Genomic DNA, 16101 nt, shown 5'->3' with positions numbered 1-16101 from the left:
GGGTTACTTGAGGAAATACTTTGATAAAACAGCCATAGCCACTGATATAACTATTCAAGCTTTGCGCCAGATCTGGTCGCGACTAATACACATAAGTGGCTGTTTATGGCTTCCTCATGTAGAAGTTCAGCAAAAACATAATGACAGGCATTGCTATTGAAAATAGTAATATGGTCAAAACCCATACCTTAAGATCACCAATTTTCTTCTCTAAGCCACCAATTTTCGTGTCTACTTTTGAAATTTTCAGGTCTACTTGTTCTTCGGTTGGCCTTTTTGAAATCTTGCTATCTAGTTCTGTCACTTGCTCAGAGCTTGCTTTCTTCTCTACAGATGAAGAGAGGTTATCTATTTTTTGTAATATTAAAGCAACGTCGGTCTTCATTGTACCAACATCATTGGTGACTGACTTTAGGTCAGACACTTCATTTTTCAGTTCCTGAATTTCGTTTCCCTGTGCAACATTCATCTTTAATTACCTCATAATACAAAAACAGGGCCATTATTGTCCCATGATTTAGTTAACGCCTACCGTATGTGGCATTCCAAAGCGGAGAACCTGTTTTGGTTAACTGTACCGTTATGGCTTTATCTATCGCGCCGTTGATTTGCTTTGTAATACCGGACATATCAACAGAGCCTGCATCAGCACCTTTCTGCTGAGAACCTCCGTCAATATAAACGCTGGTTTGGACTGTTACACCACCAGCCGCAGGAACTAATCCATACCGAGGAGCAGGCTGTAATATCTGACTATTTGGCACTTGAGCACCGCCAACATAACCCCCATTCGCATATCCCTGTGCGCTATGCATCATAGAGTACAGATTACCTACACCAATGCGGTTCGTCGCTTCTTTCGTAAATACAAATTCGCCACCGTGAACTATACCTCTCGGCTCAAACTTACCACCGGGGCCGGTATAGCCACCGCTAGCCATTCCAGGCAGAGAGAAACCAAAAGCGCTAGCACCCATCTCTATCGACTTAAACACCAGCATCTGAGTGATCATCTGGGTTATCTGCTTAAGAACCGATGTTGCAAAGTCTTTGAATCCAGCTTTGCCTGTTGTCAGAAAATCGCTAAACACATTCCCCATACCAACAAATGAATTTTGAGCAATGCTAGCTACGTTGCCGTAAACGTTAGTTGCCGTATCCTGATAATCAGCAAAACCTTTCTGGAAGCCAGATTGCCAGTCTTGGCGCTCCTTATCTTGTTCAGCAAAGAAACCTTTTAGGGATTTAACCTTTTCAAGATACTCCTCATCATCAACAGAACCGCCTTTAGATTTCCAGTCTGATTCTAAATCCCGTAAAGCTGTCTTCCTCTCAGCTTCCCTACTACTTAGTCCTCTGGCTTCCCTTAATGATTCAATCCTACCATTCATCTTCTCAATGTATTTTGTAGCATCATCATGAAGCTTATTTCGACGTTCCAAAAGGGCTATCTGGTCGCCCCAGTAAGCATTTTGTCTAGCTATGTATAGGGCTTGCTTTTCATTTGCCAGCAATGCCTTCTCATCATCATCTAGTTTTCGCTTACTTGCCGCTTTATGAAGAACAGTATACTTAGCCTCTTCCAACCAAAGCTGCCTACGTTGAGCACTAATTACATCATTAATCGACTTGTGATCTTGTAGAACTTTTAATTGGGCCTGGAGAGCTAAAAGCTGCCTATTTGCTGCATCCTCAGTTCTGATACCCGCATCTGGCCTGTATGACTTACCTTTTGGCGTTTTAGTGTCTTTATACAAGCTTTCAATGCCAGCTCTCGCTTTGTCTATTTCCTCCTTGGACCATAACTTAGCCCTCCCCTCAGCGGCAGCTTTAGCATTATCTTTAATCGCCTCATTAAGATCTTTAGTGGCTTTAACTCTCTTTTCGGCTGCTGTTACACCAGCTTCAGTCAATTTTGTTAACGTTAATTGGGCATCGATTGCATCTTGATCAAGTTTTGCAATATTTTGTTTTTTCTTTGCTTGCTCATCAATTGAAGCTAACTCTTTCTTCCATTGGGCCAAAGTATCATTACTTATGTAAGACAGCCCTTTACCCTTACCGTTATAGCGTCGCGGGTCGTTTTCCGCTGACCTGATTTTTAATACTAATTCCGCTCTTTTTTCTGCATCAGATGGGTCTCTTCCGAGACCCATTATCCCATCCCACATTTTTGATGCAGAGCGCTCTATCTCATCAAAAAACTTTGGTAAGGTTCCCATATTATTGCGGATTTCATCAGCTCTTTGCTTTATTGCTCCATTCAAAGCATCTGTAGCTGCTGCCACTGCGCTAGCTTTATCGCCCTCTTTTTGCAATGCAGCAATATGCTGATATTGTGCAGCAGTTAAGTAATGCATATTCTTGGTTAAAGCAAGTGAACCTCCGGCTGGATCATCAGAAAGTTGTGAAAACTGCTTAACTAAATCATCAATTGACTGACCGGAATAGCGGCTGAACTCTATTATTGACTGAGTTGCGGCTTTTAAATTCACTGATGAGCTAATGCCAGCGCCAGCAAGCTTACTCAGTACTTCCGATGCTTTACCAACAGTACCGTTGCTTTTACCAACTTCACTCGCCATGCTAGCTAATTGCCTGGCCGTCACTCCCGAATAGCTACCAGTTAAGATGACAGCCTTATTAAATGCACTGCTCTCTTTTTCAGCAACATCATATGCTTTATATAAACCGTATAAGGCAGCGGCCACTCCACCAACTAAACCAGCCATTGCTATTCGCATTGGTGTAATGAGTGTTGTTAATGCCTTAAAGGTATTACCAATACCACCGAATGAATCTTTAATCTGTCCACCTTGCTGTATTGCGATCAACCAAATCGGCATCCCGGAAGCGAGAGAAGTCACAATATCAGTAACTTGCATTGGCAACTGATGCATTGCCATTTTGTATTGACCAGCAGTAATAGCACCTCTCATAAAGGCTTGATCTTGCTGTTTCAACTTGGCAATAAATGGTGCCGCCTGTTGAGATACTCCAATTTGAGCGGCTTTTAATTCAAGGAGTTCAGTTTTGGTTTTACCGATACCGTCTGTTTGTAGCTTAAGGGCATCAAGGAAGCTTTTTGCTGCTGTTTCAGCTCGCTTACTGGCTTGAGCTTCGATTAATTTTGCTCGCCCCTCCTCAGTAAGAGCCGCTTCCATATCGTACAGCCGTTTATTCGTTGATTCGATAATAGCGTTGTACTTGTTAAAAACCGTTTCATTGATGATTTTTAAGTCTCTGGCCTTGTTTAATTTTTCGGCCATTTTATCTAATTCAGCAAAAGCCTTATTTGTCGGATTTAAGCGATCTAATACCTTTCCTAACTCATTCCTTTGTTCCTTTAGCGTCTCTGCCGCTCTCTTTTGAGTATCAATGCCACTCTTAAACTGTTCGTTGAGTCCAGAAGATGCCTTACTTGCTTTTTCAGCAACAGATTGAAATTTATTTAGCTCCTGATTTCCACGCTCTAAATCAGATGTTTCAAGTCTCAAAGAAATAGTTGCGATATCAGACATGCTGACCTCAGATGTAAAAAAACCGCAATTAAGCGGCCTAGAAATGAAAAACCCGCGCGGGGCGGGTTAGCTATATAACTTATCTTTACTTATGATGTTGACTAGATGTTGGCAAGGTTCCATTGCTAGTTTCATTTTCGAACCCCACAGAGCCATGTCATACTGATCTAATCCTATGGCACTCCAAGGCAAAACACCATTAATTCCGTGACCATATGGTGTTAACACATCTACAAATTGTTTTTTTGTGCAGTCATAGACCCTGACTTCGCCGATTTTTATCATTCCTTGAGCCCATAACCGACCACCTAGAATTGTTTGTATATGGTCACATATTAAATAGTCATGTTTCAAAAGTAGACACTTATATATTTGTTTAGCAGCTCCAACACCTTGATAGCTGCTTAGTATTTCAGTGCCTCTTATCTGTTTGCCTGTTTTCAGTGCGCCGCCATCATAAAAGTTAAAATCATTAAATGCTACTCTGCCAATCAGTAAATCTTCACTTGGTTGATGCATACCTAATGACAATAACTCCTCGATTATCTGCCATTCTTTTAATCTTGCATTCTTTAGTGTAGTTGCATGCTCAGAATAGAAATCCTCTGTTCCACATCCCATTGCTACTAGCTCGCAATAGTAATCAAACTCACCACCAATTAATGCGTACTCAGTCACTTTGACTAAGTCACCATCAGAAGATAGGTAATAATATGTATCTATTTCTGTCTCTGAAGTGCTGAAAGGCTTATGCTTTAAGTTCTTAGAATAACTTTTGGTGAAGTTTGGAGCCAATTCCTTATCTCCAGTTTAGTGAGCAAATAATCTATTATACTGTGACATATAACCCATAATTGAAGATTTGATCAGCTCTATCGCGCTATCAGCATCTGTGCATAATTCAGGGTATTGTGCTTTAGGATCGACTATGACATTAATCTTGTTACGCCTGTATGATAATTCAGCGAAAGGAACAACGTAAAAATCATCGCTTTTTTTATCGTTACTTATCGTCACGATGAATATTTGCCGATTAAGATCGTGCCTGAAACTTAATCGTCTAACGGAGAATTCCTTCTGTGATAGTTCATCAAAGAAAGAATCAATAACTTCTGTCGAGTGGCTAATAGTCTGTATAGATCTGGTATGCTCAGTTCTCATATAGCCCCCTAACATCATGAAATTAAAGTGGATAGATATTTAGCAGTTATCAAATTGCGATATCGCTATGGTGATAATAGTTCGATTGAACCTCTAATTCAACGGATTTAACAACCAAAATTGTATTCTTATTGTTCTGTGATGTATCAAAATGTTTCAGATTTGCCATCCTTGGCTTGGGGTTAAGCGGCTGGATAAATCAGTTTTAACTGCCCTTTTACCCAAAATGCCGCCATACAACGAGACTCAAAGTCTTTGTAGTCAATGCAACCGTTAGCCAGCATTGTTACGGCCTTCAATTGTTCTTCCACCAGCTTTAATGCTTCTGGCTTAAGATATTGATGGATCTTCTCTCCGCTACCTTTAGCGACCTCTTTCGCTTCAGAATAAACAGCATCCGGCAATATAACCTGATATACCCACTTAGAAGTGATCGCACCAAACAAAGACGGACATCCACCTACATGACCAAAGTAAGGTAAGCCTGTCATTCTCGATAACGCCTGATAATAAGGCTCTTGGAACCGTTTTTCCCATGTTGTTGGCTCTTGATAGGTGAGCAGATTGATAATCTGATCTTCGGTCAGTGTTCGATTCTGTGATATCAACATGTTTTTAATATGTCTATCACATGCCCGAGCAAATTTGGGAGATAGCCAACGAGCAAACTCAATGACCAGTTCAGGGTGAATCCATGTTCCACCGTTACGGCCTTTTTCTACGTTAACTAAAAGGTGGGAAATCTCACCTTTTATATTTATTGCTTGTATATCAAGCTCTTCTCCAATTTCTCTTGCATAGCTTTTTGTTGAATCCAGTCTCAGCCAATCCACTGTTCTTTTACCAAAATGCTTGGCTGCTACTGTGGCATTAGCCCAACATTCATTACTAAATGGGAACAACTGTTTTTCATACTCCATTGGGAAAATATTATTCATGGCTTATTACCTGCTCAAAAATGAACCCTTGTCACACAGGAATACCAGCCCCAGAAAGCAGCCAACCGCTGGCAGTCCTCAAGGGTGCATTTGTGAAAAGGTTCTGGGTTTTATCTGATTCGTGCGTGTGAAGCACATAAAAGAAAGCCTCAGTGAATACCGAGGCTGATTAACTATTTTCTGAATGCATGATTATTAGAGCTTCACGTTCCATCACTCTAATATCATTAAACACAGTTGCGCGGTCATTTACGCCGATTAAATCCATAACTGAATGTAAGACATTGTAATCAAGCCCTGTTGCACCAGCAGCGCCTACTCGCCATTGTGTAGATAACGCTTGAAATGTCAGAAATGACTCCCAGACATCCGGCCAGACTTCAACGTCGTCGGCGATATCACCGAGCATTTCCAATTCAAATTCAGATTGAGGTTTTGTATATAATGCCCGCGCAACCGCAATTAGTTTTTTTCGCGGAACAGGCCAAGGGACTGGTAATAAGTGGTAATTATTGCTTCGTAAGCCTGAGGATAATTATCAAGCAATGTATCCAGATTTTCTTGATTAAATTCGTGCTCCTTAAATCCCCATCCATTCGCAATAAACATAATGAATTTATCGTTCGTCATGCCATCCTGTTTTCCCATTTCAGCCAGCTTACTCAACGGATAATGTTTGAATTCAAAAGTTAATTCACCTTCACCACCACCCGGTACGGTTATTTTCACCACTTCTTTAAATGTTGGATTTGGATTTAATGTAATCTGACTCATTATTCACCTGTAAATTATTAGCATCGGTATCTGAATTTGGCTTTGTTACTGTTTTATCAGTATCAAAGGACTCCCCAGATACCGTAGTTACTTTTTTGCTGATCTCACATAGATCATTTGCTTAGAACGCAGCGAGAATTTCACATCAATGTTTTCAACCTCGTTGATAGCCGTTTTCGGGATTTCTTGATATGAAACCGTGGCATTAAAATAGCGATCATGACCGGCTTTCTTATTAAAGAAATAGACTGTCACCAGTTCCTTACTTTCATCAAAACCAATCAGTAGATTGTGAGCATGTAATGTCGGGTCATACGCAAAATTGAACGTCATCACTACCGCGTTCTTGAACGTATCTACGTTTTGAGCTTGGTCATCTTCAAGGAACTGGACAGTTGTCGATTGCTGGTCCCCGCCCTCAATGCTTACCGTTAAAACCTGCTCAATTCGGGTAAATGCAACAACCTTCTTAATTGTTCCAACAGCACCACCGGGTGGAAAATTATCTTTATCGGTTGTATCCATCCCCTCCAGGGTAACCGATGTTCCTGATGCTATTTTAACGCGGAATGCCCCTTTCATTTTTGACCAACCAGACTCGATCTGTACGATATCGCCGGCTTTAATCTCGTTTAAATTATCTACGGTCAAAACAACTTCTTTGTCATTAGTCGCCGCCGTAATATTTGCAGCTTCATCAAGTTTATTTGAAATATAAACTTTTGAGCCATTGGGAATGTTAAATGCCATGCTTCACCTCATATTAGGCATAAAAAAACCGCAATTAAGCGGTAGTATTAATTAATCTGTTTATCATTAATTAACATTAACATCAGCGCGATACGGCACGCTAACCGGGGTTATGTAATTAACATGATCTTGAATACTGGGATGAACTGTTGGTTCACCATTGAAATAAACTTTGAAATCACCATCAACGATTTCATGTCCATTTTTTAACAAATTACACAATTGTTCAGACATGAATAGCGCTTCAACTTCACCATCTCCGGCTTTTGTGACAACATTAACTTGCACAATCCCGCGATATATTTGCATATCTAATGCAAGGCCAATATTATCCGTCGCGGCGGGTATAATGTGGCACTGTAAATACACTTTTCCGGTACTTGTGAATTCAATATTCGAATACTCAATATGAAAACCATATTTATCCGCCCAGTTTCCGACATAAGCTTTAATGAGACTAATTATCTTTGATGTACTCACTTATTCACCTCACTCGCTGCATCTCTGAACATGCTTGCAGCCTCCTCCGCTGTTATCCTGATCATTCCATTTGGGGCTTGTGACGAGTGACCAAACTCAAGCTTATATGCATAAGGACGATTATTCGTGAAATAAATAGCTTTCATACCAACCTTAAACTGATCAATCATTAAATTACCAACCGCTTTTGTCATATTGCCCTTTTTATCAATACGATTAGTTTCTCCCTCCGCAGGTTCATTAAACGATACTTGCCAGTTACCGCGAAATGCTCCACCCGTATAGCCTGGCGGAGATTTAATATCCATGCTATCAACGACCTTAACGCGCTTCTTCAATTGCCGTTTCTTTGGGGTAAGATTATCGGGATCTAACCTGAGCATTTCGTTATGTTCAAAGACAGCCTCATTATAATCTCTCGCCGTTTTGTTCACTTTCCACAACTCAGGGTTTCCCACTGGCGATATATCCACAAGCTTTGCAAGAATCCTCATACTTGCAACTTTAACGACATTTTCAGTATTTTTCTGATATTTATCAACGAATGCATTAATCGCTTGCATAAATTGATTAGAATCAGACATATTATTTCCTCAGTTGCGCACGATAACAAATGAGTGTGTCAGCGGGCTTTGATGGATTGTTATTTATAACGCGATATTTATCATTATCGACAGTGACAATATCACCCACTTTAATTTCTGTTTCACCCGTAAATACAATGCGAATATCTCCGGCAAGAATTAATTTGCCATCAATTTCATTAGCCTTGTAATCGGTCTTAATGCCAATGGGTTTAAACGAACGATCCGGTTCATAATGCTCAATGCCATTAATTACTTTTATCTTACCTTTGCGTAAGAGCTCGAATTCCATACCATATTTTTTAATAAGCTTATCAGCTGTCTTACGCATTCGCGGATAGAACTTAGCCATATCACCCTCTCACTAAGCTGATTTGATTAGCTCCGACAATCATCCCACGCAGCAAACCATTCAGCCACGTGAAACGCGGAGATGTAGCACTAGTTCGCTCTGCATATGAAACGTTAACAGCACCTACAATCGTCTCTTGAGTGACTTCACCACCACCAGCGAACGACGGAGTAAGATCTATTTCCTGAGCTTCAATAGCAAGTCGGCATTGAACCTGAATAACTTGCCTTGGAATAATATCTTTTGGCAACAAGTAACCATCAACAATTACCCCCTCACGAGGCCACGCCAATAGCTGATCTTTTACTGTTCTGCTACCTTTCCAGCGCAATCCTGCCAGATAATCCATTGCTTGCATGAGTAGATGTTCACAAGCAGTATCATTATCTGGAATTTCGTAGTTACGAGATGTCGCAAATGTTCGTAAATCTTCAACGCTCGCATAACTATTAAAATTGGGTGATGATGAATCAGTTACTAACATGTTCACCTCTCCATTCACTCACTTGCCAACCATCATCGATCCAACGATCTATCTCATCTTGATGAACATTAGCCTCAATTGGACCACCGGCAAAAGATGGAACATTCCTAGTCATATGTATGACCACTTCAACAGGTTCAACAGGTTCAACAGGTTCAACAGGTTCAACAGGTTCAACAGGTTCAACAGGTTCAACAGGTTCAACAGGTTCAACAGAGATAGAGTTATCTGACTGCCCTTGTGCTGTAAGCTCTTTTTGCTTTTTAGTTAATCCCGCCATATACCCTTCCAATAAATAAGAAAGGGGACGAATCCCCTATATCTTTACCCCAAGATGATAGTTGAATGTTCAGGCTTAACCGAAGCCACGCCCCACGCCAGGCCAACTTCATAACGAACCTGGCGGTACTGACGGTACAGTGCGACTTGGAAAGTGATACCCGATACAGGATCGGTAACATTCATCACATCATCCGCAGTATCACCACCTTCTGGCATTGCAGGAGTGCGGGAGGCCAGCAAGAATGCATTACGATCAAACGCCATATTTGCTGTGTAACTAGCACCAACGGTAACCTCGGTATCATCAGCCAAGTCTTGCAACAGGCCGGGCGCTGATAAAGTGATAACTGATGCAGTTGCAACAGCAACAACATATTTATGTTCATCACCATCAAACGTGACTATATCACCGGGTTTCACTGTTCCTTTTCCAGTATCAACAGAGATCAACCGATCACCCACCTTATGGCCTTCAGATTTATTAACAAGGAACCCGGTTCCATCTCCCGCCGTTACCCGTTTAACACCCGCCGAGTTATGAAGGTTAAAGCCTTCAATACGCCCAATTGTACCCTCACGCAGCAGATTTTCCGTACCCGCTTCATTCACTTTGAACAGAACGGATTGTTTGCCGCGGATATTTGCGATAGCAGCAGAACCAAGAACCATCTGCAAATCAGTCGTCGGCGCACCGTTATCTTCAAGTACACGTCGAGCATCGGCAAAATCAGACAGGTCTTCTTTGATACCAAATGGCGTCTTACCCACAGCGCCGATGGCGCGTGACGAGCCGAAATACAATGCCCCAATGTCACCATCTACTTCATTTGAAATGGCTCTAAATGCCTGTTTAAACTGGTCCGCAAGAATGGTGTTATAAGTACCAGCCGGACCAATTGCCAATTGCTCCTCACCGTTCCACTTGACTGGTGCCATTTTTGATTTAGTGATTTTCACTTGAACAGTGCCTATTTCCTGATCCCCGTCATTGGGTGCTGTGGGACCAGGAATGATATCAACTGTCTTTGCGACGGGTGCAACGGGCGCAGTAACATCCTGCCCCTTGGCGGCGGCATCCGCTTTGGTATTACGAGCCACAGCAGGAATAAATCCCACTTGCTCACGAGAAACAACATCCAATGCTGTATAAATTGTCGGGATAAGTCCCGTCAGGGTATTTCCTGCCATTTGTCACTCCAATTAATCTATGATTGACACGCCGTCTTTAAGTGCTGTTTGCTTACCAGCAATATCCAGTGAATCAAAAGCCGAGCGTTTCATTGTTTTTTGTCCGTGCTGATGCTGCGTCTGTTGTGAACCGCCGCCGCTATTGCCGGATGCTTTAAGAATGTGATCTTTCTGTGGATACTGTTCGACCAAGAATTCCAGTGCTTCATCAAAATCAGCAAGCTCACCGGGTTTAGTGCGTGAAAACACTTTGTTGCCTGACGGGTCATATGCAACCACTTTGCCATCTTCGATTTTGAATGACTGACCGAAGCGTGCCTGAACAAAATCAGAAGGAATTGCTATCTTATCTTTGATAAACGCAGAGCTACCAAAGCGCCCGCCGATCATCTCTTTATAAAGCTGTTCTTCCAATGTTTTGCTCTTGCTGTTGGCCTCATCAAGCTGCGTCTGGAATGCCTTAGTAATTTCTGCCTTAACCTGGTCAACCGCACCAGCATCAATCAGTTTTTTCTGATCGATTTTGGTCATAGTTTGCAGGGCTTCAATGGCTTTAGCCGGGTCGTCAATACCAGCGAATTGCGTGAGTTTGGCTTCCGCCGTTTCTTTCGCTTCACGATGCGTTTTTGCTTCACCATTCAGCGCTGTAATTTTGCTCAACGCGGCAGGAGCGTCGAATGGGATTTCTTTGCCGTCATCATGCACATATACCGGCATACCGTTCTCAACAACTACTTTTCCGTCTGCATCTAATTTCAATTTCATGAGTTAATCTCCGAACCTTCCGGCTTAAAATAAGGTCATCCGACCCGCGCACCGCTTCGCATCCGCTAGCAGCAGGTAATAAAAAACCTGCCGAAGCAGGTTGTGATTTGAATTAAAAGAAATATCTAAAATCATTCATATCCAGCATCTTCAAATGCCTTTTCATCCAATTCTTTAAGCTTATCCAAATTGATAAATTCGCCCTTGTCTGTGAAGAACGCCGAAGGATCTATACCGCCGTCGCGCATTAGCCTGGCTCTTGTTTCACCGAGTATTTCAATTTGCCGTTTAAGTGGCTGGTTTTTAAGCCACTCAAGATAAGAAATATCAGCGGGAACTTGTCCATCCATACTGGCACGTGTCCCTACAGGCATTTCGTTAGCATTAATACCCAACTCTTTCCAAGATTTAGTCACAAGATTTTCAGTGGAACGACAACAGAAATGTATCCTGCCGGGACCTTGCAGATAAGGGATTTTGTGGCCGATAGGTTTACCGTCAAGCGTATACTTTTTGTGATCACGAATAATACACATTGTTGACGTTTTGTTATCAAGCGTTGACAACCATTGTTTGCAATCAATTAACTCACTGTTTATATACGCAAATTCATTGCGGGCAATTGACTGCAAGTGACTGACGGCTGTTTTTGCAATGCTGGTAGCATTAGCCCGGCTCATCTGCAATGCACCGTCACTATAATTTAGCGCTGCATGGCCTCTGATTTTTTTACCGATTTCATAAGCACTATCGCCATTAAGATAACCATTCTTGACTGTATTACTGATGCGAACCAGCCGATCTTGTTCAAGTCCTGAAGCCCACTCAGATAGCAACTTGCCTTGAAATGGCCTTCCCATCGTAGCCGCATAAATCATATCCTGAGTGATCCTCATCAACGGATAATGTCGAAGAACAATATCAGGCAATAATGATTCAAAGAGTGAGGGATAATAACCCGCCTCATATTTAGCTAATGTCAATAATTCATCAGCCAAATCAGTAAACGCGACTGTCACTGATTGTTTATTTATTTTTCTGACACTACCAAGCAATGATTCAAGTCGTTTTACAGTAAATGACTCAGAACTTAAGTTACTATCATCAAGCGTCATTACCAGCTTAGTAACTAATTCAGTATCAAACTCATTGAGCTTTTTAACAATACGCTTAGCCACATAGTTAGAATACCTGCCTGAGAATAGCTTCCTTGCTATTGCTTCATCACGTAATTTGCTGTTTACCGTTGCCATTTAGTCACCCAACAAATTTGGACTCATATTATTCAACTCATCCAAAACAGATTCTACATCAGTATCAGGATCAATAATTTTTAGTGATTGAAGTGCTCTAATGGCATCAATGCGCCGGATATCCCCACCTTGTCTCAGTGACTGAATTGCTAACACTGCTTGCGGATTAAATATCTGGCCGGATGTTTCTAATTCTGTTCTAACATCAACATTTCCGCCAGTTGGTAATCCAAGCCACTCTGCCATAATTTGAAGGATATTATCCAGTGCATCTTCGAGACTGTTTGCCATCGTATATAAAGGTGACTGCTCTTGCATTTTCTCCTCAGTTACCTGATCTATGGCTTTTGTCGATGTATTCTCAGCACGCAGTAATTTAGCACCCGCCTGGCGCATTTGTTTTTCAATTTCATGCAACGATTCTTTACCTGCATCAATAGCTGAACCAGAATGTTCTGTATATTCCATTCCCTGCTTTGATTTGTCGCTGAATTTTGTGGCCGCTGATGAGCCGATAGTTAATTCTTGTTCATCTTCTAGCCCAAACACGCTGAGCAACGGAACGCGAGCGACATGTAAAATATTGTCCTGCTCACTCTGACTCTGCCAATGTTTGATGTTCAATAAAGCAAGATTTAACAGTGGCGGTGACGCACGCATTAACCCAGAACGTTTTGTATAAAGTTGAACAAATGGAATATCCTCTCGTGATGTATCCCATTCATCAAAAATAACCCAAGATAATGCGTTATTGTTATCAGTTGATTTTCTATATATGAATACATGACCTGGAATGATGTGCCGAATCTGTTCTATTCGAGTCTGACCAAAATCATTAGCATCAATCGTGATCACTTCTTTAACACGCAATTCAGTGATGACGACTTTCCCACCAATAGTTTTTGACTTCCAGCCTATGACCTGACGCGGATTCAACATGACAGCATATGGCCTTGCGCCAATGCTTTTCTCATCTGCTTTTGTGCGTGTAGTGAAGTGATCGACACGAGGATACTCTACTAATGCATAAGCTACACCGTATTGAAGTGCCAAACTAAACCATTCTTGCGCCCAAACATCCAGCCTATTTCCCTCAAGATCAAAATTTTTACATAATTCAACTATCTCTTTTGGAACATTTTCGCTCAACTGCGTGGGTTCTGAAAATACGCGCCCTATGTCCTGTTTAATTGTTTCTTCATAGGCAGGAAGAAGAGTAGCAACAGCCAATCTTTTTTCATACGAGTCTTTATCTTCGTTGGGCCAACGCGGCATGTATTGCTCACCCGATTGACGCATATAAAGCGCACCACCCATTAAGGCGTCATTAATATCCCATGCTTCGATCATGTTATTATAATCAAGATTAGGGGTTGAAATATCTGGCATGATGATTACATCCGAAGTTTGGTGACTTTGCCGACTTTCTTCGGCGGTGAATGCAGAACGCGGTAACGTGTGGCGTCCCAATCGTGATCTTCTTGTGACGTATCCACGTCATCAGGATTCTTGCTATCTCTGACTAAAACAGGAATTCGACTTATCCAGCCACGACAATAATCAAATACGTAGAAAGCTGATTTTTCGGGCATGCCTGATTCGGTTTTCTTGCCTTCAATAACAGCCTCAAGCATGTCGGCAAAAAGAGATGCACCGTTAATGCGCGAACCCGGTTTTTTGTTTGATTCGACCCACTTCACACCTTGTTTTTCCATCTTCTGCCCGATTGATAACTCATTGTCAGCCGTGTTATAAATTGCGCTATCAGCGGGGCCTGGGATGACTTTTTTGCAGATACCCGGCATGATGTGCATCTGTCCCTGGCCTTTGGTTTCTTTCGGCTCTTCTTCTTCAATTCCCACCAGCCGCTTATCTATCCACATGACCCCCTTGGCAACGTTTGTAGATGACATGTTTAACCCTTTGTTTAACTCATCAGACGGACAGCCATACCATTCACCAATTAGAATTAATGACCCAGCAGGAGGACAGAACTTGCGTCCATCATGCAACGTTGCTTCGCTCCCGTCAGATTGCGCCCACCACAGGTTAGAAAACGGCTTTGACTCCCCCCAGTCGTGAGAGCGATCAACTGTCCAACTATCAGGGATTTTAAACGGCTTGATAACATGTAAATTTGCATTCCAAAGATGATCAAACCTACCGCCGCTTGTCACATCCCATGAACCTCCAACCCATGCTTTTTTTCTATTAGGGTCTTTAATGCCCATTAGCATGGCTATGTATTGCGGATCAAGATATGGGTTTTCTTTATATGAGCCGTGAATTGCTACACGAGTGAGCGTTATATCTTCATCTCGTTCTGTTTGCGGGTTAAATACTGTTTGAGTTTCTCTAACTACAGTGCCTCTGGGAGCGGGTTCAATGAAACGTTTCTTAACCCATGAGTGCCCAATACCAAACGGATTAGTTGTATTAAACATTTCAAGCGGTATTGGTTTAATTAACTCCCCATTTTCCTGCGGGTAGTCAGCTGGGCGAAATGATGAACGCATACATGAAAACATCATCTCGTAAAAATCAGAAGAGGGTTGTTTTGTTAGTTCGTTAAACCCAATAAACGGAAACTCCTGTCCATGATAATCCCAGTAGTCGTCTTCTTCTTTCCCAAAGCGAAATAGTAATTCTTCACCAGTCGGCCAAACCCACCTTAATTCTGATGCTGACGCAAGATAGCGAGCACCATCATTAAACAGGCGATACATACGCTTTGACTGCGTAATGATGTCAGCAAGGTTTTTATACTCAGTATCAAAAATAATCCCGCGCCAAAACGAACCATATCCAACACCAACATTACGCCTAAATCTTGCTAACTGCGCCGCTGTTTTACCAGGTCCGCGAGTCCCCTCATACAGAATTTCATTACATGGGCAACTCAAAGCCAACGATTGAGATCCCGGCAATGGCTTCCAAACTACTTTGTAACTCATTCACCAAGAGCCTCACTCTGCTGTTTTTGTGCTACTGACTCCCAATCATCAACATTGTCGCATGTCGGAACTGGCATAATGTTGTGAGTTACAACAGTCTTCTGTTCAATTTGATCTTTAAAGGCTTGAACACTTACATGCTTACCAAGCAATTCAAGGTTCTTCACTTTGTCAGGCCATTTGATTTTCTTGAGCAACGTTTCGGTATTTTCTTCTCCTGACATTGCTATAACATCTAAGCCTGATAATGTTGTACGCCAAACTACTGACCACTCCTTAACGGGCTTCAAATCCCCTTCTTCCGTAAGTATGTCCAAGACATCCATCTGGTCGATTTCGACTAAGCGACGAAGCACATATTCAGCGTCAACCTGTACACGCTCGTTTCGCTCTGATTTCAATTCAGCAATACGGGATTGAATGTTAGGTTTTGCTAAGTTTTCACAGCCAATGTTCCGTGCTGTACTTTCACTGTACCCCGCACGAATAGCCGCTTGCGTGGCGTTCAAATCAACGAGGTACTCGCAACAAAACATTTCCTGTTTGTCTGTGAGTGCCATTTAATTTCCTTAAAATAAAAAAGGCCGCTTAGCGACCGGGTGAACCATTTCCAAA

At 41.9% G+C, this 16101-nt stretch carries 19 protein-coding genes; all 19 read right to left on the bottom strand.

Annotated elements, in window-relative coordinates; genetic code table 11:
* Positions 1–103: 103 nt before the first annotated feature.
* Complete coding sequence (locus LGZ99_RS20555; protein ID WP_023045434.1) at positions 104–469, bottom strand: hypothetical protein; 366 nt, start codon at positions 467–469, stop codon at positions 104–106.
* 52 nt (positions 470–521) lie between these two features.
* The gene (locus LGZ99_RS20550) at positions 522–3521 is read right to left on the bottom strand and encodes a phage tail tape measure protein (RefSeq protein ID WP_051769708.1); all 3000 of its coding nucleotides are present in this window, start codon (positions 3519–3521) and stop codon (positions 522–524) included.
* A gap of 66 nt (positions 3522–3587) precedes the next feature.
* On the bottom strand, positions 3588–4316 hold the full coding sequence (locus LGZ99_RS20545; protein WP_036841091.1) for a hypothetical protein: 729 nt from the start codon (positions 4314–4316) through the stop codon (positions 3588–3590).
* Positions 4317–4331: 15 nt separating this feature from the next.
* A complete protein-coding gene (locus LGZ99_RS20540) occupies positions 4332–4682 on the bottom strand; it encodes a hypothetical protein (protein ID WP_023045431.1) in 351 nt (116 codons plus the stop codon).
* A 182-nt stretch (positions 4683–4864) separates the two neighbouring features.
* The gene (locus LGZ99_RS20535) at positions 4865–5620 is read right to left on the bottom strand and encodes a KilA-N domain-containing protein (protein WP_262979524.1); all 756 of its coding nucleotides are present in this window, start codon (positions 5618–5620) and stop codon (positions 4865–4867) included.
* 169 nt (positions 5621–5789) lie between these two features.
* Positions 5790–6029 (bottom strand): DUF1799 domain-containing protein, encoded by a 240-nt coding sequence (locus LGZ99_RS20530; protein WP_036841092.1) that lies wholly within the window; start codon positions 6027–6029, stop codon positions 5790–5792.
* A 53-nt stretch (positions 6030–6082) separates the two neighbouring features.
* Positions 6083–6394, bottom strand: coding sequence for a phage tail assembly chaperone (locus LGZ99_RS20525; RefSeq protein WP_262979523.1), 312 nt, complete (start codon positions 6392–6394; stop codon positions 6083–6085).
* Between the two features lie 87 nt (positions 6395–6481).
* Entirely contained in the window at positions 6482–7144 is a 663-nt protein-coding gene (locus tag LGZ99_RS20520) for a phage tail tube protein (RefSeq protein ID WP_036841094.1), read from the bottom strand.
* 66 nt (positions 7145–7210) lie between these two features.
* Positions 7211–7624, bottom strand: a complete 414-nt coding sequence (locus LGZ99_RS20515; protein WP_051769712.1) for a phage tail terminator-like protein — start codon at positions 7622–7624, stop codon at positions 7211–7213.
* Positions 7621–8208, bottom strand: coding sequence for a hypothetical protein (locus tag LGZ99_RS20510; RefSeq protein WP_036841095.1), 588 nt, complete (start codon positions 8206–8208; stop codon positions 7621–7623). Before LGZ99_RS20510 ends, LGZ99_RS20515 begins: the two co-directional genes overlap by 4 nt.
* Position 8209: 1 nt before the next feature.
* Complete coding sequence (locus LGZ99_RS20505) at positions 8210–8560, bottom strand: hypothetical protein (protein ID WP_036841096.1); 351 nt, start codon at positions 8558–8560, stop codon at positions 8210–8212.
* Position 8561: 1 nt separating this feature from the next.
* The gene (locus tag LGZ99_RS20500; RefSeq protein WP_036841097.1) at positions 8562–9044 is read right to left on the bottom strand and encodes a DnaT-like ssDNA-binding protein; all 483 of its coding nucleotides are present in this window, start codon (positions 9042–9044) and stop codon (positions 8562–8564) included.
* The gene (locus tag LGZ99_RS20495) at positions 9031–9324 is read right to left on the bottom strand and encodes a hypothetical protein (RefSeq protein ID WP_262979522.1); all 294 of its coding nucleotides are present in this window, start codon (positions 9322–9324) and stop codon (positions 9031–9033) included. Before LGZ99_RS20495 ends, LGZ99_RS20500 begins: the two co-directional genes overlap by 14 nt.
* Positions 9325–9368: 44 nt before the next feature.
* Complete coding sequence (locus tag LGZ99_RS20490) at positions 9369–10514, bottom strand: major capsid protein (protein ID WP_036841099.1); 1146 nt, start codon at positions 10512–10514, stop codon at positions 9369–9371.
* A 12-nt stretch (positions 10515–10526) separates the two neighbouring features.
* A complete protein-coding gene (locus tag LGZ99_RS20485) occupies positions 10527–11279 on the bottom strand; it encodes a DUF6651 domain-containing protein (RefSeq protein ID WP_036841100.1) in 753 nt (250 codons plus the stop codon).
* 131 nt (positions 11280–11410) lie between these two features.
* Positions 11411–12532 carry a structural protein gene (locus LGZ99_RS20480; RefSeq protein WP_036841101.1) on the bottom strand — a complete coding sequence of 374 codons (1122 nt, stop codon included), beginning with the start codon at positions 12530–12532 and terminating at the stop codon, positions 11411–11413.
* Positions 12533–13921, bottom strand: coding sequence for a DUF4055 domain-containing protein (locus LGZ99_RS20475; RefSeq protein ID WP_036841102.1), 1389 nt, complete (start codon positions 13919–13921; stop codon positions 12533–12535).
* 5 nt (positions 13922–13926) lie between these two features.
* Entirely contained in the window at positions 13927–15486 is a 1560-nt protein-coding gene (locus tag LGZ99_RS20470) for a terminase (protein WP_036841103.1), read from the bottom strand.
* Positions 15483–16046: a terminase small subunit gene (locus LGZ99_RS20465; protein WP_036841104.1), complete on the bottom strand. Its 564-nt coding sequence runs from the start codon at positions 16044–16046 to the stop codon at positions 15483–15485. The genes LGZ99_RS20470 and LGZ99_RS20465 overlap by 4 nt, the downstream gene beginning before the upstream one ends.
* Positions 16047–16101 lie beyond the last annotated feature (55 nt).

This window comes from Photorhabdus temperata, assembly GCF_025384845.1.
Classification (GTDB): domain Bacteria; phylum Pseudomonadota; class Gammaproteobacteria; order Enterobacterales; family Enterobacteriaceae; genus Photorhabdus; species Photorhabdus temperata.
This window is presented reverse-complemented; position numbering and strand designations above follow the sequence as displayed.